At 73.5% G+C, this 18,060-nt stretch carries 14 protein-coding genes; 5 read left to right on the top strand and 9 right to left on the bottom strand.

The features are described 5' to 3' along the window. Positions 1-96 precede the first annotated feature (96 nt). The 4 genes from cydD to hisC form a co-directional block, all read right to left on the bottom strand. Entirely contained in the window at positions 97-3,702 is a 3,606-nt protein-coding gene (gene cydD / locus DQ392_RS18550) for a thiol reductant ABC exporter subunit CydD (RefSeq protein ID WP_114016748.1), read from the bottom strand. A gap of 19 nt (positions 3,703-3,721) precedes the next feature. Then, positions 3,722-4,729: a cytochrome d ubiquinol oxidase subunit II gene (gene cydB / locus DQ392_RS18555; protein ID WP_114016749.1), complete on the bottom strand. Its 1,008-nt coding sequence runs from the start codon at positions 4,727-4,729 to the stop codon at positions 3,722-3,724. A 30-nt stretch (positions 4,730-4,759) separates the two neighbouring features. After that, on the bottom strand, positions 4,760-6,295 hold the full coding sequence (locus DQ392_RS18560; protein WP_114016750.1) for a cytochrome ubiquinol oxidase subunit I: 1,536 nt from the start codon (positions 6,293-6,295) through the stop codon (positions 4,760-4,762). 255 nt (positions 6,296-6,550) lie between these two features. Next, positions 6,551-7,633 (bottom strand): histidinol-phosphate transaminase, encoded by a 1,083-nt coding sequence (hisC, locus tag DQ392_RS18565; protein WP_114016913.1) that lies wholly within the window; start codon positions 7,631-7,633, stop codon positions 6,551-6,553. 559 nt (positions 7,634-8,192) lie between these two features. On the opposite strand from hisC, the gene DQ392_RS18570 reads away from it, so the two are divergent. The 3 genes from DQ392_RS18570 to DQ392_RS18580 all read left to right on the top strand — a co-directional run bounded on the left by DQ392_RS18570 (position 8,193) and on the right by DQ392_RS18580 (position 12,357). Further along, positions 8,193-9,404: a LacI family DNA-binding transcriptional regulator gene (locus tag DQ392_RS18570; RefSeq protein ID WP_114016751.1), complete on the top strand. Its 1,212-nt coding sequence runs from the start codon at positions 8,193-8,195 to the stop codon at positions 9,402-9,404. Positions 9,405-9,695: 291 nt separating this feature from the next. After that, positions 9,696-11,045, top strand: coding sequence for a metallophosphoesterase family protein (locus tag DQ392_RS18575; RefSeq protein WP_114016914.1), 1,350 nt, complete (start codon positions 9,696-9,698; stop codon positions 11,043-11,045). A 343-nt stretch (positions 11,046-11,388) separates the two neighbouring features. Continuing rightward, positions 11,389-12,357, top strand: a complete 969-nt coding sequence (locus DQ392_RS18580; RefSeq protein WP_114016752.1) for a hypothetical protein — start codon at positions 11,389-11,391, stop codon at positions 12,355-12,357. Between the two features lie 3 nt (positions 12,358-12,360). Here the strand turns inward: DQ392_RS18580 and DQ392_RS18585 are convergent, their stop codons facing one another. The 4 genes from DQ392_RS18585 to DQ392_RS18600 form a co-directional block, all read right to left on the bottom strand. Continuing rightward, the gene (locus DQ392_RS18585; RefSeq protein ID WP_114016753.1) at positions 12,361-13,593 is read right to left on the bottom strand and encodes a cystathionine gamma-lyase; all 1,233 of its coding nucleotides are present in this window, start codon (positions 13,591-13,593) and stop codon (positions 12,361-12,363) included. Positions 13,594-13,660: 67 nt separating this feature from the next. After that, positions 13,661-14,656, bottom strand: a complete 996-nt coding sequence (locus tag DQ392_RS18590; RefSeq protein WP_114016754.1) for a fructosamine kinase family protein — start codon at positions 14,654-14,656, stop codon at positions 13,661-13,663. Further along, positions 14,656-15,150, bottom strand: a complete 495-nt coding sequence (locus DQ392_RS18595; protein WP_114016755.1) for a low molecular weight protein-tyrosine-phosphatase — start codon at positions 15,148-15,150, stop codon at positions 14,656-14,658. The genes DQ392_RS18590 and DQ392_RS18595 overlap by 1 nt, the downstream gene beginning before the upstream one ends. 5 nt (positions 15,151-15,155) lie before the next feature. Further along, positions 15,156-15,527, bottom strand: coding sequence for a phage holin family protein (locus tag DQ392_RS18600; RefSeq protein WP_027739412.1), 372 nt, complete (start codon positions 15,525-15,527; stop codon positions 15,156-15,158). Positions 15,528-15,620: 93 nt separating this feature from the next. On the opposite strand from DQ392_RS18600, the gene DQ392_RS18605 reads away from it, so the two are divergent. Both DQ392_RS18605 and DQ392_RS18610 read left to right on the top strand, forming a co-directional pair. Then, positions 15,621-15,938 carry a cupin domain-containing protein gene (locus tag DQ392_RS18605; RefSeq protein ID WP_114016915.1) on the top strand — a complete coding sequence of 106 codons (318 nt, stop codon included), beginning with the start codon at positions 15,621-15,623 and terminating at the stop codon, positions 15,936-15,938. Positions 15,939-16,138: 200 nt separating this feature from the next. Beyond that, positions 16,139-16,360 (top strand): DUF5326 family protein, encoded by a 222-nt coding sequence (locus DQ392_RS18610; RefSeq protein ID WP_114016756.1) that lies wholly within the window; start codon positions 16,139-16,141, stop codon positions 16,358-16,360. Positions 16,361-16,428: 68 nt separating this feature from the next. Here DQ392_RS18610 and DQ392_RS18615 read toward each other — a convergent pair whose 3' ends face one another. Further along, entirely contained in the window at positions 16,429-18,048 is a 1,620-nt protein-coding gene (locus DQ392_RS18615) for a YibE/F family protein (protein ID WP_425470555.1), read from the bottom strand. Positions 18,049-18,060: the final 12 nt, after the last annotated feature.

The raw sequence follows: 18,060 nt of genomic DNA on the forward strand, positions 1-18,060 counted from the left end.
GGCTGAGAACCGCGCCCCTGGGCGCGGACCCCGGGTTCGGCCGGCCGCACTCCCGGATTCGGCCGGCCCGCCCTCCCGGTGGCGAACCGGGAGGTGTCAGCCCGCCGCCACGGGCGCTGCGCCCGCCGCCTCCGCCTCGCGCCGCAGCATGGCCGCGAACGGTCCTTCCGCCCGGGCCAGCCCGTCGAAGGAGCCGCGCTCGACGACGCGGCCGCGGTCGAGGACGACGATCTCGTCCACCCGGTCGAGCCCCTGGAGGCGGTGGGTGATCAGCACCGTGGTCCGGCCCTCCGTCGCCGTCAGCAGGTCCGCCGTCAGCGCGTCGGCCGTCGGCAGGTCGAGATGCTCGGCGGGCTCGTCCAGGACGAGGAGGGGGAAGTCGGCCAGCAGCGCGCGCGCCAGAGCCAGGCGCTGCCGCTGGCCGCCGGACAACTTGGCGCCCATCTCCCCGACGAGGGTGTCGAGGCCGTCGGGCAGCGTCGCCACCCAGTCGTCGAGGCGGGCGGCGGCCAAGGCCGCGTGCAGTTCCCCGTCAGCCGCCGACGCGTCCTCGGCCACCGCTCGGGGGAGGGCCAGCCGCAGGTTCTCGCGCAACGAGCTGTCGAAAACGTGGGCGTCCTGGGCGCAGAGCCCGACCCGGCGGCGGACGGCGTCCGTCTCGGCGTCGTACGCCGGCACCGCCCCTGACCCGAAGGTGTACGAGCCCGCTTCCGGGTCCACGAACCGCAGCAGCGCGTTGGCCAGCGTCGTCTTGCCCGAACCCGAGACGCCCACCACCGCCACGCGGCGCCCGCGCGGCAACGTGAGCCCCACGTCGACGAGCGCAGGAGGCGCCCCGTCCGGCGCGTCCGGGTAGCGGACGGTCAGCCCCTCCACGCGCACCGGGAACGGATCCTCGGGCAGCGCGGCGGGCCGCTCCGGTTCCGCCACGGGCGCCGGCGCGTCCAGTACCTCCTGCACCCGCTGCGCCGAACGCCGCACCCGCTGCCGGAACTGCACCGCCTGCGGAAGCGGCGTGACCGCCTCGAACGCGGCCAGCGGCGTCAGCACCACCGTCGCCAGGAGCAGACCGTCCAGCGCGCCGCCCGTGGCCGCGCTCGCGCCCGCCCACGCCGCGGCCGTCACGGTCCACCCCGTCGCCAGCGTGCTCAGTCCCGCCGCCAGCGCCGTGCGGGACGCCGAGCGCGCGGCGATCCGGGTGAGAGCCGCGTCCGCGTCCGCCACCTCGCGGTGCCGGGCCGCGAGGGCGCCCGTGACGGGAAGCTCACCGGACGCCGTACCGCTCAACAGGTCCACCGTGCGCGTCGCCAGGTCCGCGCGCGCCGGAGCGAGACGGCTCTCGGTGCGGCGGGAGCGCACCGCGGTCAGCGCCGGCACGGCGATACCCGCCACCGCCAGACCCACGGCCAGCGCCACGCCCGCGGCGGGAAGGAGCCACGCGGTGAAGGCCACGGCCGCGAGGCCGACCGTCCCCGCGACGGTCGCGGGCAGCAGCCAGCGCAGGAAGTAGTCCTGCAACGCGTCCACGTCCGCGACCAGGCGGGTGAGCAGGTCACCGCGGCGGCGGTGGCGCAGGCCCGCGGGGGCCAGGCGCTCCAGCCGCCGGTAGACGCTCACGCGGAGCGCCGCCAGGACGCGGAGCGCGGCGTCGTGCGAGACCAGGCGCTCCGCGTAGCGGAAGACGGCCCTTCCGATGCCGAACGCGCGCGTCGCCGTGACCGCGACCATCAGGTAGAGGATCGGCGGCTGCTGCGCCGCCCGCGAGATCAGCCAGCCGGAGGTCGCCATGAGGCCGACCGCGCTGGCGAGCGCGAGCACGCCCAAGGTGAGCGCCAGGGTGAACGTGCCGCCCAGTCCGCGGGCGGTTTCGCGCACACGGGTCAGGGGGTGCTGGGTTGTGGCCGCGCTGCCTGTCGCCTGCGGCGCTTGGGGGGCGCCCACGCTGTGTGGCCGGTGGCCGCCGGTGTGCGGGTGCGGGTCGCCTTGGCCCTCCCCCGACCTCGGCCCGCGGGTGCCCCCACTGCCGCCCCTGGCGGCAGCCTGCCCCAAGGCTGCGGTGGCGGCCTGGCCCGGGGCGGGGGAGGGACCCGCGGGGGCGAGGGAGAGGTTGAGGACGCGGTCCGCCGTGGCGAGGAGGGCGGGGCGGTGGGTGACGAGGAGGACCGTGCGGGTCTCGGCGAGGCGGCGTACCGCCGCCAGGACCGCGGTCTCCGTCGCGGAGTCCAGCGCGGCGGTCGGCTCGTCCAGCAGGACGACGGGCCGGTCGGCGAGGAACGCACGGGCGAGGGCGACGCGGCGGCACTGGCCCGCCGAGAGCCCCGCCCCGGCCTCGCCCAGTTCGCGTGCCGGGTCGAGATCCGGCGCCCCCGCGTCGGCGAGGGCGGACGCCACCGCGGCGGCGTCCGCTTCGGGCCTGGCCAGGCGGACGTTGTCCGCCACGGTGCCCGCGAACAGGTAGGGGTGCTGGGGCACCCAGGCGATCTGCTGCCGCCAGGCGGCCATATCGAGGGAGGCCAGCGGGACGCCGCCGGCGGTCACCCGGCCCTCGCCTGGCGGGGTGAAGCCGAGGAGGACGGACAGCAGCGTGGTCTTGCCGCCGCCGGAGGGTCCGGTCAGTGCGACGGTCTCACCGGGGCGCACGGTCAGGTCGGTGGGCGGCAGCGCGTACCCGGCGCGCCCGGGGTAGCGCACGGCGACACCGTCCAGGACGAGGGAGGCGCCGCGCGCGTCGACCCGCCGGGTTCCGTTCGCCGGCAGGGGCCTTGCCAACACGTCGAAGACGGACTCGGCGGCGGCCAGGCCCTCGGCGGCGGCGTGGTAGTGGGTGCCCACCTGCCGCAGCGGCAGGTACGCCTCGGGGGCGAGGACGAGCACCATCAGGCCCGTGTGCAGGTCGAGATCGCCGTGTACGAGCCGGGTGCCGATGCTGACGGCGACGATGGCGACGGAGATCGTCGCCAGGAGTTCCAGCGCGAAGGAGGAGAGGAAGGCGAGCCGCAGGGTGCGCAGGGTGGCGCGGCGGTAGTCGCCGGTGATGGCGCGGATGTTGTCGGCCTGCGCCTTGGCGCGCCCGAACACCTTGAGGGTGGGCAGCCCGGCCACGACGTCGAGGAAGTGCCCCGACAGGCGGGCGAGCAGTTTCCACTGGCGGTCCATGCGCGCCTGGGTGGCCCAGCCGATGAGCGCCATGAACAGCGGGATGAGCGGCAGGGTGACGACGATGATGGCGGCCGAGATCCAGTCGGCGGTCACGATGCGGGCCAGGACGGCGACGGGGACGACGACGGCGAGGCCCAGTTGCGGCAGGTAGCGGGCGAAGTAGTCGTCGAGCGCGTCGATGCCGCGGGTGGCCAGCGTGGTCAGCTCGCCGGTGCGCTGCCCGGTGAGGTAGCCGGGGCCGAGCGCAGTGGCCCGCTGGAGCAGCTGGACGCGCAGCTGGGATTTGACCGCGGCACCGCAGCGGTGCGCGGCCAGCTCCGTCAGCCAGGAGACGAGGCCGCGGGCGAGGGTGACGGCGGCGAGCAGCAGCAGCGCCTCGCGGGCGAACTCCTCGCGCCGGTAGGCGTCGACGACGATGTCGGCGATGAGCACGGCCTGCGCGACGACCAGCAAGGCCCCGGCCGCTCCGAGCGCTACGGAGGCGAGGAGGAAGAGCCGCGTGGTGCGCGCGTACCGCAGCAGCCGCGGGTCGACGGGCTTCATCGGCAAGTCCCTTCCTTCCTCAGTGTCCGCCGGAGGGGGCGAGGTGGTGGGTGCCGATGCGCTTGCGGAAGACCCAGTAGGTCCAGCCCTGGTAGAGGAGGACGACCGGGGTGGCGAAGGCCGCGCACCAGGTCATGATCTTGAGCGTGTAGGGCGTGGAGGACGCGTTGTCGACGGTCAGGCTCCACTCGGGGTTCAGCGTCGAGGGCATGACGTCGGGGAAGAGGGAGCAGAAGAGCATCGCGACCGCGGCGACGACGGTCAGCCCCGAGAAGGCGAACGACCAGCCCTCGCGCCCGGCGAGGTTGGTGGCGAGGGCGGCCACAAGGGCCGCCACGGCGACGACGAGCGCGACCAGGGAGGCGCTGCCGCCGCCATCCGCCTGCGTCCACAGCAAAAACCCGGCCGCCAGTACGGCGGTGGCGACGCCGAGCCCGGTGGCCAGGCGCCGGGCCCGGGCGCGGATGTCGCCGAGGGTCTTGAGCGCGGTGAAGACGGCGCCGTGGAAGGTGAACAGCGCCAGGGTGACGAGGCCGCCGAGCAGCGCGTACGGGGAGAACAGGTCCGTCAGGTTCCCGGCGTACTCCAGGTCGGCGTCGATCTTCACGCCGCGGACGATGTTCGCGAACACCAGGCCCCACAGGAACGCGGTGAGCAGCGACGTGAAGAAGATCGCGTGCTCCCAGTTGCGCTGCCAGCGCTCCTCCTCGCGCTTGGCGCGGTACTCGAAGGCGACCCCGCGCACGATCAGGCAGACGAGGATCAGCAGGAACGGCAGGTAGAAGCCGGAGAAGAGGGTGGCGTACCACTCGGGGAACGCGGCGAAGGTGGCGCCGCCCGCGCTGAGCAGCCACACCTCGTTCCCGTCCCAGACCGGCCCGATGGTGTTGATCAGTACGCGCCGCTCGGCCCGGTCACGGGCGAGCAGCCTGGTGAGGATGCCGACCCCGAAGTCGAAGCCCTCCAGGAAGAAGTAGCCGATCCACAGGATCGCGATGACGACGAACCAGACGTCGGTCAGTTGCACGGCTCAGCGCCCCTGTCTGTCGTTGCGAACTCAGTACGAGAAGGCCATCGGCCGGTCTTCGGCATCGGCGTCGGTGTCGCCGCCGCCACCGCCGATCCGGGTGGGCGGGTTGAGGTCGGCCTCGGTCAGCTCGGGGGGCCCGGCCTTGACGTACTTGGTCAGCAGCCTGACCTCGACGACGGCGAGGATCGCGTAGAGCGAGGTGAAGACGATCAGCGAGGTGAGCACCTCGCCCTGGGAGACGCTGGGGGAGACGGCGGAGGCGGTGGGCAGTACGCCGTAGACGACCCAGGGCTGCCTGCCGGTCTCGGTGAAGATCCAGCCCCACGCGTTGGCGATCAGCGGGAAGCCGAGCGTGAGGACGGACAGCCGCCAGTACCAGGTGCCCAGCCTCGGATGCAGCTCGCGGTGGTTGGTGAGCGCCAGGCGCGGGCGTTCGTCCTCGCCGGTGCGCAGCTTCTCGCTGAGCCAGAACCTGCGGCGGGTGAGGTAGAGGCCGGCGGCGCCGAGCGCGAAGGAGGCCATCCCGAAGCCGATCATCCAGCGGAACGACCAGTAGGCGACCGGGATGTTGGGCCGGTAGTCGTCGAGGCCCACCGTGTCCCGGTACTTCTCCTTCAGGTGCGCGTTCGTGTCGTTGATGCCGGGGACGGCCTCGTAGAAGTTGTCGTGGGCGAGGAAGGAGAGGACGCCGGGTATCTCGATGGCGACCTTGTTGTGCCCCTTGTCGACGTCGCCGTAGGAGAAGACGGAGAACGGCGCGGGTGCCTGGGTCTCCCACAGCGCCTCCGCCGAGGCCATCTTCATCGGCTGCTGCTCGTACATGATCTTGCCGAGCCGGTCGCCGCTGACGACGGTGAGCATCCCGGCGGCCACGAGCGTGACCAGGCCGAGCCGCAGCGAGGTGCGCATCACGGGTATGTGCTTCTTGCGCAGCAGGTGGTACGCGGATATGCCGACCATGAACGCGGCACCGGTCAGGAACGCGGCGGTCATGGTGTGGAAGAACTGGGCGAGCGCGGTGTTCTGGAAGAGGATGCCGAAGAAGTCGGTCATCTCCGCGCGGCCGCTCTCGTGGTTGATCCGGTAGCCGACCGGGTGCTGCATCCAGGAGTTCGCGGCCAGGATGAAGTAGGCCGAGGCGACGGTGCCGAACGCGACCAGCCAGATGGTGGCCAGGTGGAGCTTCTTGGGCAGCTTGTCGCGGCCGAAGATCCACAGCCCGATGAACGTCGACTCCATGAAGAAGGCGATCAGCGCCTCGAAGGCCAGCGGCGCGCCGAAGATGTCGCCGACGAAGCGGGAGTAGGCGGACCAGTTCATGCCGAACTGGAACTCCTGCACGATGCCGGTGACCACGCCCATGGCGATGTTGATCAGGAAGAGCTTGCCCCAGAAGCGGGTGGCCTTGAGGTACTTCTCCTTGTTCGTCCGCACCCAGGCCGTCTGAAGGATCGCCGTGAGGGTGGCGAGCGAGATCGTGAGGGGGACGAAGAGGAAGTGGTAGACGGTCGTGATGCCGAACTGCCAGCGCGCCAGTGTCTCAGGCGCCAACGCGAGGTTCACGTCGCTCACTCCTTCAGGCAGCACCCGTCGGGCACGGCACCCGTTCGGGTTAGGGCTCGTGAATGCGTTCACATTCACAAGCACCACCGTACGGCACCCCCATTTCGGACATGTCAGGGGGGTGCCGGAACAGTCCACGGACACTCCGGGCCACCCGCCGGGACAGGCACCTTTCGCGGAGCGCGCGCCTCTACGCCGCGGGGCGCGGGGAAGATCCCCGCGCCCCGCGAACCGCTCGCCCACCGCCCAAAGGAGCTACAGCTCCTTCAGAAAAGCGGCCGCGACCTGCAAAAAGATGCTGTTCGCCGCGGTCTCGCCAATGGAGACCCGCACGCCCTCGCCCTCGAAAGGACGCACCGTGACGCCCGCCTCCTCGGCCCTCGCCGCGAACGCGGAGGTCCGCTCACCCAGTCGCAACCACACGAAGTTGGCCTGCGACTCGGGCACCGTCCAGCCCTGGGAACGCAGCTCGGCCAGCACGCGTGTGCGCTCTTTCACAAGCGCCTCGACCCGCTCCAGCAGCGCGTCCTCGCTGTGCAGCGAGGCGATGGCGGCCTCCTGTGCGAGTTCGCTCACACCGAAGGGCACCGCGGTCTTCCGCAGGGCCGCCGCCACCGGCTCGTGCGCGACGGCGAAACCGACCCGCAGCCCCGCCAGCCCGTACGCCTTGGAGAAGGTGCGCAGCACGCACACGTTCGGCCGGTCGCGGTAGAGCTCCAGGCCGTCGATCACCGCCTCGTCCCGCACGAACTCGCGGTAGGCCTCGTCCAGCACCACCAGCACGTCGCCGGGCACCCGGTCCAGGAAACGCTCCAGCTCCGCACCGGTGAGCGAGGCGCCCGTGGGGTTGTTCGGGTTGCAGACGAAAATGAGCCGGGTGCGGTCGGTGACCGCGTCCGCCATCGCGTCCAGGTCGTGCGCCTCAGCGCCGGCACCCCCGGTCAGCGGCACCCGCACCGAGGCCGCACCGGAGATCTGCGTGATGATCGGATAGGCCTCGAAGGAACGCCAGGCGTAGATCACCTCGTCGCCGGGCCCTGCCGTGGCCTGGAGGAGCTGCTGCGCGACACCGACCGAGCCCGTGCCGGTCGCCAGATGGGCCGCGGGCACCCCGAACCGCTCGGACAGCTCGGCGTACAGCGTGGAGCAGCTCATGTCGGGGTAGCGGTTGAGCGAGCCGGCCGCCTCGGCCACCGACTCCAGCACGCCCGGCAGCGGCGGATAGGGGTTCTCGTTGGAGGACAGCTTGTAGGACACCGGGCCGCCCGCCACGGCCGGCCGCCCCGGCTTGTAGCTGGGAATCCCCTCGATCACCCCGCGCAATCGCGGGCCTGGCACCTTCTCGTCACTCACCGCTGCTCCTCCTCCGTCGCGGGCCAATGCTCTTCACCCTAAGAGGATTCACCCGCACGGCGTAGACCCCCGAGGGCCTCCGAGGCCCCCGCGGCGTCGCCTCCGGCGAGCGCCCCTCGCCCCTTGCCCCGGCACCCGCCGCTTCGGACCACCGCCCCGGCGAGCGCCGCCCCGGCATCCGGCCCATCCTTGCGCCGCGTCCCGGCGAGCGCCCCTCGCCCCGTCTTCCCGCGCGTCCGCACGCACCTTCCCGCCCGCTCTTCCCCGCGCGCCCGGCGCGGGTACGCGCTCCCCCGCGCGCGCTGCGCGCGGGTGGCGGGCGCGGTGGCGCGCATCGCCCGTGGCGGTGACGTGCGGGCGTCCCGCACCCCGCCCGCCGCTGCTGCGAGAGGTGTGCAACAAGGCGGAGCACCCAGACGCGACCCCCCGTTGAGCTGCGCTTTCGCTCGCCGCGGCGGAAAGCGGGGCCCACGGGAGCCGCCCCGCGAAGGGTCATCGCGGCCTCCGGCGCGTCAGCACCGTGCGGGCCTACGATCGGCTCGCCATGACAGCAGCAGAGAAGCATCAGGCAGGCCGTAACCCGGCCGCTGTCCCCCAGCCACCGGCCGGGAGGTGTCCTCAGCCCCGCGGCGGTGGACGGCTGAACGGGCGCGCCGGCATCAGAGATGTCGCCGCCGCAGCCGGTGTCTCCATCACGACTGTCTCCGACGCCCTCAACGGAAAGGGCCGTCTCCCCGACACCACGCGCAGCCACGTCCGCGAAGTCGCCGAGCGGCTGGGCTATCGTCCCTCGGCCGCCGCACGGACCCTGCGCACCGGCAAGTCCGGCCTCATCGGCCTCACGGTCACCACGTACGGCGAAGAACCGTTCACCTTCACCGAGTTCGCCTACTTCGCCGAGATGGCGAGGGCCGCCACCTCTGCCGCGCTCGCCCGCGGCTACGCCCTGGTCATCCTCCCCGCCCCCGCCCGGCGCGGCCCCGGCACACCGGGCGGGGACGCAGGAGCGGGCGCCGGGCCCGATCCCTACGGGCCCGACGTGTGGGCGAATGTGGCCCTCGACGGCACCATCGTCGTCGACCCCTCCGACCATGATCCGGTCGTCGGCGAACTCGTCCGCTCCGGGCTGCCGGTCGTCTCCGACGGGCGCCCCAGCCCGTCGCTGCCGGTCGCGGCCTGGGTGGACAACGACCACGAGGCCGCCGTCCGTGGCATCCTCGACCACCTCGCGGAGAACGGCGCCCGCCGCATCGGGCTGCTGACCGGCACCAGTACCGACACCTACACCCGGGTCTCCACCACCGCCTACCAGCGCTGGTGCGAACGCGTCGGCCAGGAGCCCGTCTACGAGCGGTATCCGGCCCACGACCCGTGCGCGGGCGCCATCGCCGCCGACCGGCTGCTCGCCCGCCCCGACAGACCCGACGCGGTCTACGGCCTCTTCGACCCGGGCGGCACCGACCTGCTGGCCGCCGCCCGCCGCTACGGGCTGCGGGTGCCGGAGGACCTGCTGCTGGTCTGCTGTAGCGAGTCCGCGTACTACGCCACGACCGCACCGCCGATCACCACGCTGTCGCTGAAGCCGGGACGGATCGGCAACGCCGTCGCCCAGCTGCTCATCGACGCCATCGAGGGCACGGGCCCCGCCCGCCCGGTGCAGCGGGTGATGCCCACGGAGTTGATCGTACGAACGTCCTCGCAGCGCGCGGGGAGGCGCACCACGGTCGGTCCGCCACGCGCTCCCGCCGCCGACTGAGCGGCCCACTGGCGTGCCGTACGGGTGCCGTCCACGGATTCCGTAAGGTACGTCAGCGGAGAATACGGGAGGAATGGACACCGGTTCGGGGCACCTCGCCACATGGGCGCCCCCAGGTGCGTCACAAGCCGCGACCAGCGTTCCTATGATTGGGGGCACTCCTGGCCTCAGGCCGGGGGAGGACGACACCGCCGACCTGCTCCCGACCTGGGGCGGCACCCCGGCCGAAGGACCACCGACCGGGCCCCCACGGGACAAGGACAGGGTCCTGCGGTGCACGGCGGCGGCGCGATGGTGGAGGGGTCGATGACTCAGGGGGCCGGTCAGGGACCCGACGTATGGCACGGCGGGGCGACAACACACGGTGCGGGCAGCGCACGCGCGCTCTCGAGTCCTGCCCCGGACTCACCGGTGCCTCCACAGGCGGCGGAACCGGCCGCGCCCGTCCCCGAGGGCGGCCGCCCGGACCCCGCGGGGCCCACCACCCGCAGCGACCCGCGCACGGCCGAGCCCCAGGGACCGGCGGAGCCCCAGGGACCGGCCGAGGTACGGCGGCCGGCCGATCCCCGCGCCGGCGCGGGGACCGTGCCGGGCACGGCTAACACGGCGAGCACGGCGGCGGTGGGCGCCTCCGAGAGCCGCGGCTCCGTCGAGGCCGGCGGCTCCGCCGAGGAGGGCGCTTCCGCCGAGGAGGGCGGGATGCCCGAGGAGTACACGCCGACCGCCCGTGACCTGCCGGTCGTCGGGGCGGCCGAAGCCGTGGAGACGGGCCCCGAGCCGACCATGGTGGACGTGCCCGCGCCCGCCTCGTCCGAGAACGAGGGCGAGGGCCCGCTCTACGTCGTCGGCGACGTCCACGGGTACCTGGAGGAACTGCGCGCCGCGCTGCGCCAGTTCGGGATCATCGACACCGACAACCGGTGGATCGCCGGGAACGCGCGCCTGTGGTTCCTCGGCGACTTCACCGACCGCGGCCCCGACGGTATCGGCGTCATCGACCTCGTCATGCAGCTGTCCGCCGAGGCCGCCGCGGCAGGCGGCTACTGCAAGGCGCTGATGGGCAACCACGAACTGCTGCTGCTGGGCGCCAAGCGGTTCGGCGACACCCCGGTCAACTCGGGGGCGGGCACGGCCTCGTTCCAGGCGGCCTGGCTCCTCAACGGCGGCCAGCGCACCGACATGGAGCGCCTGGCGGACCACCACGTGCAGTGGATCTCCCGGCTGGACGCCATGGCACTGGCCGACAACCACCTGCTGGTGCACTCCGACGCCTCCGGCTACCTGGACCACGGCTCGACGATCGAGGACGTCAACGACGCGATCACCGAGGCGCTCCAGCGCAACGACGCCGAGGAGACCTGGGACCTGTTCCGCAAGTTCACCAAGCGCTTCGCCTTCCGCGAGGAGACCGCGGGCCCCGCCGCCGTGCGCGAGCTGCTGGACACCTTCGGCGGCACCCGCATCGTGCACGGACACAGCCCGATCCCCTACCTGCTGGGTGAGGTCGACAGCGAGGACAAGGAGAGCGCGCCGGCCGTGACGGGGCCGCACGTCTACGCGGACGGGCTCGCCATCGCGATGGACGGCGGCGTGACGATGGGGGCCAAGCTCCTCATCGCGCAACTGCCCCTCGTGCAGTGAGCCGGGGCCCCACGTCTGCCGGTCGCGCGCCGAGTCCGCCCGGCGCGGGACCGGGGGGCGTGGGGAGAGTGCGCGGTGGTGCGGCTGTGGACGCGAGGGGCGCACGGCACACGGTGCGGCACCCCTTGTGATTCGCGCGCCGATTCCCGGGCAGGTGTTTCTCCGAAGTGATCGGCTGGGGGGCGTCACTGTAGCGGGTCAATTCTGGAAACTCTCTGTCACGGAGTGCGGCAACAGCTCTACCATCGGCGTGGCACATGGAAGAGATTCTCCGCTCGCTGAACAGACCTGCCCCGCCCCTCGACCGGCCACCTAGGCCCTACGCCCTACGGAGCATCGGGGGATGCACATGAACAGCGCTCCGCACCTGCTGCGTGAAGACCGGCCCGAGTTCGAGCGGGTCCTCGACGAGGCACTGCGTACCGCTCACCGCCGCCCCGACCTCGCGGCGATCGGCCGGCGGCTCAACGCCGACCAACTGCGCACGATGGCGCTCAGCGCCGCCACGGCCATAGCCGCGTGCGCCGAAGCCGAGTACCAGCAGTTCGTACGCCTGCGCGAAGAACTGCGCCACTCCCACACCGCGCCCGCCGTCCCCAGCCCCCGCACACCGCCCGCGACCGGCTCGGACGGCGAAACCGCGGCGGGCGGCGCGGGCCCCGAACTCCGGGAGCCTGCACAGGGCGGCGGGGCGAGCGTGGGGGAGCGGCTGGTCGGCGCGATGGGCGGCGACACCCTCGCGGAGGCGTCCGGCGCCGGTCTCGTGGCCATGGTCTCGGTGCTGGCCCCCGTCCTCGCGGCCACGGCGGCCGTCATCTTCCTGCTGCTGGGCTATTCGCTGCGCCTGCTCTCCCCCGAGCCCGCGGTCGCGGGACCGATGCGCGGCGTCGGCTGGATCTTCGCCGCGCTCGCCGCGGCCGGGATCGTGCTGGCGCTGGCGGGCCTGCTGCTGATGGCCCTGCGCAACGGGGCGAGTTCGGCCCGTACGCCGTCGGGTGGCGCGGGCGGCGATCCAGGCGGCGGCGAGCTGGCCCAGGAGGTGGCGCTGGCGCGTACCGCCTGGCGCGAGGCGCTGCTCGAACACGGCATCCTGCCGTTCCTGCGGGACGCCCTGGCCGATCCGGACGGTGCCGAGCAGGCCCCCGCCGCGTTCGTGCCGCGCCCCAGCCGGCTCGGCTACTCGCACCCCGGGTTCTCCAGCCGCCCCGCGTCCGAGGCGCCCACCGCCGAGGAGACCCCCGCGCGACCGCGCTTCAGCAGCCCCGACTACTCCAGCCCCGAGTACGGCGGCCCCGACACCCCGCCCGCCTGACCCTCACACACCCCCGCCGAGACCGTCCGCGACGGCCCCTGACTCGGGTGCTGCCGAGGCGTCCAGCGCGCGGCGGATGTCCCTGACCAGGTCCGCGCTGTCCTCCACGCCGACCGACAGCCGCACGAACCCCTCGGGGACCGGGTCGCCGCCCCAGCGCCCGCGGCGCTCGGCCGTCGAGCGGACACCGCCGAAGCTGGTGGCGTCGCCCACCAGCCGCAGCCGGGCGAGGAAACGGTTGGCGTGCGCCTGGTCCGGCAGGGTGAAGGAGACCACGCAGCCGTAGCGGCTCATCTGGTGGGAGGCCAGCGCGTGCGCCGGATCGTCGGTCAGCCCCGGATGGCGGACGTCACTCACCTCGGGGCGCGCAGCCAGCGCCTCGGCGACCGCCAGCGCGTTGCCCGCCTGGCGCCGCGTGCGCACCTCGAGCGTCGCCAGCGAACGGTGCGCCAGCCACGCCTCCATCGGCCCCGGGATCGCGCCGACCGTCTTGCGCCAGGCCCGCACCGCCGCGGCGACCTCGGGCGAACGGGTGGCGACATAGCCGAGCAGCACGTCGCCGTGGCCGGTGAGCGCCTTGGTGCCACTGGCCACGGAGATGTCGGCGCCCAGCAGCAGCGGCCGCTGACCGAGCGGCGTGGCCAGCGTGTTGTCGACGGCCACCAGCGCGCCCTGCTCGTGCGCCGCCTGCGCGAGCCTGCGGATGTCGCACACGTCGAGACCGGGGTTGGACGGCGTCTCCAGCCACAGCAGGCGCGCGCCCTCCACCTCGTCGAGCTGCGCGTCGCCGCCCGTCGGGGCGGTCCGCACCCGGACGCCGAAGCCCTCCAGGCGCTCGTGGAGAGCGGCCAGCAGGTTGTAGCCGTCGCAGGGCAGCACCACCGTCTGTCCCGGCCGCGTCAGGGAGAGCAGCACCGCTGAGATCGCGCCCATGCCGGAGGAGAAGACGACCACCTCCGCCTCGGGGTCCTCGGGCGCCTCCAGGTCGGCGATGGCCCGCTCCAGCCGCGTCCAGGTCGGGTTGGCGTCCCGCCCGTAGGCGTACGGCGCGCCCTCGACCTCGCCCGGCAGGTGGTAGTGCGCGGCGAAGACGGGGCCGGGCAGCGGCGGCTCGTACGGCTCCTCGGCCGGGAGTCCGGCGCGGACCACGCGGGTGCCGTCGGCGTCGCCTGCGGGCCCGTAGTCGAGGTCTGACCCGGTCAGGGGCCGCGTGTCGTCCGGTGGGGTCGGGGTCATCGTGGTGCCTCCTGGTGGCGCTCACCCGCTCGTTCGTGCCCGGCGCCTTACCCGTCTCCGCAGGTGCTCAGCCCAGGGCCGCGCGGGCCGCGGCGCCGCTTTGTGCACCGTATCCGCCACCGAAGAGGACCGCGTGGACGAGCAGGTGCTGCAACTGGTGCAGCGGTACCCGCGCCTGGCGGCCGGGAAGCGGCCGTACCTCCTCGTAGGCGGCGAGAATGCGGGGCAGTTCGGGGCAGCCGAACAACTGGAGCATCGCCAGGTCGGTCTCGGGGTGGCCGCCCTGGGCCGCCGGATCGATGAGCCGGGCCTGCCCGTCCGCCGTCCAGTGGACGTTGCCCGACCACAGGTCGCCGTGGATGACGGCGGGCGGCTGCGGCGGCCCTGACACGGCCTCGTCCCCCAGCCGTTCGCACAGCCGCTCGACGTCCCGCGCGTCCGACGGCGTGAGGTGGCCGCTGTCGACGGCGGCCCGCAGCAGCGGCTCCAGCCGCCTCTCGGCGTGGAAGCGGGGCCAGGCGTCCGGTTCGGCCACCGGCTCGGGCGGCGAGGTCAGCGGCAGCGGGCCCAGGTAGCAGGGCTCCCCCGGCGTGCCCCACGAGGGCGCGGGGCTCGCGTGCAGGGCTGCCAGCCCCCGCCCCAGCCGCTCGGCCGCCGCGCGGTCCGGAGGGCCCGGCTCCAGCCACTCCAGGACGAGCACGTCCCGCGCGACGGCCACCACCTCGGGCACCGGGACGGTGCCGGTCGCCCGCAGCCGGGCCAGCCCCGCCGCCTCGGCGGCGAAGAAGTCCGCGGGCGCGGCGTCCAGCGCCTTGGCGAAGACGGTGACGGGGCCGGACCCCTCCGGCCCGGGCGTACCCCCGCCTTCCTCGCCGAGTTCGACCCGGTAGGCGTCGCAGATCGAGCCGCCGCCCGTCGGGGTGGCGGCCGTCGCGGGCCGCCCGAGCAGTGCGGCCGTACGGGCGACGGGGCGCGGCGGCGGGGCGGCGCCGGGCCGCGCGGCGCCGGAGCGTGCCCCGTCGGGGGCGCCCGTGCCGGGCGCCCCGCCGTCGGCCGGGGCCATCAGCCCGCCTCCCGCGCCTCGAGGGCCGCACCGACCTCCGAGAGCAGCCCCGGCACCGCCGCCTCGACCATCTCCAGGCACGCCGTGAAGCCGCGCTCGCCGCCGTAGTAGGGGTCGGGAACGCTCAGGTCGTCGGGCTCGGCCTCGGGGTCGTAGGAGCGCAGCAGCCGTACCCGCGCGGCCTGGTCCGTGGTGCGGGCGAGGGCGCGCAGCTCGGCGGCGTGGCCCGCGTCGAGGGCGACGACCAGGTCGTACCGCTCGAACCACTCGGCCTCGAACTGGCGCGCGGTGTGGCTGAGCGGGTAGCCCGCCTCCCGCAGCACCGCCGTCGTTCGGGAGTCCTCCGCCTCGCCCAGATGCCAGCTGCCCGTCCCCGCGCTGCCGACCTCCACCAGAGCGTCCAGCCCCGCGTCCCGCACGTGCGCGCGGAAGACGGCCTCGGCCATGGGCGAGCGGCAGATGTTGCCCGTGCACACGAAACAGACGCGGTACATGCGCCTCAGTCCCGGTCCAGAACCATGTTCAGCGCCCAGGAGACCACCGAGATGATCAGGCCGCCGAGGAACGCCGTGCCGAACCCGTCCACGTGGAAGCTGACGTCCAGCTTGTCCGCCACCCAGGAGGTCAGCATCAGCATCAGCGCGTTGATCACCAGCGTGAACAGGCCCAGCGTCAGCACCAGTAGCGGCAGGGACAGCAGCTTGACCACCGGCTTGACCACAACGTTGACGACGCCGAAGATCAGGGCGACGACGACCAGCGTCAGCGCCTTCTCGCCCCCCGACCCGCCGGTCAGCTCGATATCGCTGAGCAGCCAGGTCGCCACGGCGAGCGCCGCGGCGTTGGCCAGCGTCTTGATGAGGAAGTTCATACCCAGATCGTGGCAGAGATCGACGCCGGAGCGTACGGCCGGTGGCCGGTGGAAGCGGACCGGGCGGCGAAACGGCCCGGAGAGAGGGACGACGTGAAGGCTTTCCGGCTGGAGGACCTGGACGCGGAGCGGGCCGCGCACGACGGCGCGTACCTGAGGTTCCTGCGGGAGAGGACCATGTCCGCCGGCCTCTACGCGCTCGACGCGGGCACCGTCGACCCGCAGCAGCCGCACGAGCAGGACGAGATCTACTTCGTCGTCAGCGGCCGCGGCGCCCTCACCGTCGGTGCGGAGACGACGCAGGTCGCGCGGGGCAGCGTCGTCCACGTACCCGCGCGGACGCCGCACAAGTTCCACCACATCACCGAGGACCTGCGCGTGCTCGTGGTCTTCTCACCCCCCGAGGGCTGAGCGGCCGCTCACCACCGGGACCGTGCGGCCGGTTCCTGGGCTCTCCCCCCTCGCGGGCCGCCGCCGTTTCAGGGTTGCGTCAGGGTCGGGTTCAGGGGAGGACCGGGGCACGAGCGGCCCCACCGCCTTGCGGACCCCTCTAGCATCGACGTCAGAGGGCACGCCGCCTTCACACACACCCAGAGACGGAGCACACAGTCATGGACACGAAAGGCAGCCTCGCCTCCCTCCCCTGGTGGGTCACCTGGATCGTCATACCGGTGATCGCGCTCGTCGTCTTCGGCGGCCTGATCGCCAGCCTGGTCGGCTTCCTGATCGGGCTGCTGTTCAAGGTCCTGATCTTCGTCGCCCTGGTCGGCGGTGTCGTCTACCTCGTCCGCCGCTTCAAGTCGGGCTCCTCCTCGTCCCGCAGCGACTGGTGACCGCCCGCGTTCCGCGGTGACGAGCGACCCCACGTGCTCGTCACCCGGAGCGGCGCCACCGAGCGGCGTCACTTCGGCTTGCGGCGGCGGCCACCCCGGCGGTTGGGGGCGGGTACGCCGGGCGACGGCGCCCTGCCCGGTGCGGAGTGCCCGGCTCCGCCTCCGCCCCGATATCCGTCGGCGGACGCGGACGCCGATGCGGACGCCGGCACGGTCGCGGACGCGGCGCGCGAGCGGTCGGCCGAGACGACCAGGGCCGCCAGGAGCGTCGTCACCGGCACCGAGGCGACAAGACCGATGGAGCCGACCAGGGTCCGGACGATCTCCTCGGCGACCACCTCGCTCGTGGCGACCATCGTCACGTCACTGCGCGCGATGGAGAACAGCAGCAGCAGCGGCAGCGCGGCACCCGCGTACGCCAGCACCAGCGTGTTGACGACGGACGCGATGTGATCCCGCCCGATGCGCATGGCGGAGCGGTAGATCTTGTGCCAGCTCGCGCCCGGATCCGCCTCCCGCAGCTCCCACACCGCCGACGTCTGGGTGACCGTCACATCGTCCAGCACGCCGAGCGAGCCGATCAGCACCCCGGCCAGCAGCAGCCCCTTGACCTCGATGCCGGGATACAGCCCGTGCACCAGCCCCGTCTGGTCGTCGGTGTTCCCGGTCAACTGGGCCCAGTCGATGAACAGCGACCCCAGCACCCCGATCAGCAGCAGCGACACCAGCGTCCCCAGCACCGCCACCGAGGTGCGGGCCGACAGACCGTGGCACAGGTAGAGCGTCGCCAGCATGATGGCGCTGCCCCCGATCACCGCCACCACCAGCGGGTTCGACCCCTGGAGTATCGCCGGCAGGATGAACAGCGTCAGCACCGCGAAGCTGATGACCAGCCCCACCAGCGCCAACACCCCGCGCAGCCGCCCCACCAGCACCACCACGAGCGCGAACACGCCGGCGAGCAGCACCATGGGCACGTCGCGATTGGTGTCGACGACGCTGTACTGCAACGCGCGCGGCGCCTTCTCGGAGTACCCGACCACGACCTTCTGACCGACCTCGTAGGTACGGGTGGCATCCGGGGTGACGACCTCCGTGAACGTCCGGCCCGCGTCCTTGCCCTCGGTGACCTTCACCGTCGCCTTGCGGCACGGACCGTGCGCCGCACCCCCGGCCCCGCCTCCCCCGTCCTGCGCACCGCCGCCCGACTGCCCGGCGGAGCCCCCACCCGAACCGGACGGCGGCTGGCGGACGTTGACGTCACCGCAGTCGACCTCGACCAGCTTGGTCACCTTCGCGCCGAACGTCGGCCGGTCGAAGCCGACACCCGAGTGATCGTGGTGGTGCCCCGGCGTCCCGCCGGGCCACAGCACCACCAGCCCCGCCAGCACCGCCACCGCGAACGGCACGAGCACGGCGGCGATCACCTTCCGCAGATGACGGGAGACCGGCGCCGCCGGCCCGTGGCCGTGCCCGTGCCCGTGGCCGCCGTGGGTGTGGCCCTGCGCAGGGGGTTGGCCCTGCGCGGGCGCGTGGCCGTACGCCTCCCCTCCTGTCTGCACAGGAGGAGGGCCCTGAGCGGGCGGGTGGCCGGGCGCGGGAGGGTGGCCAGGCCCCTGGGGGTGGGCCGAGCCGGGCGCGGGGCCGCGGTGGGGCGTCGGTTGGTCCGGCGAGTGCGAGTGGGTCACCGACCGATCATC

It is taken from the genome of Streptomyces reniochalinae (assembly GCF_003323735.1).
Lineage (GTDB): Bacteria > Actinomycetota > Actinomycetes > Streptomycetales > Streptomycetaceae > Streptomyces > Streptomyces reniochalinae.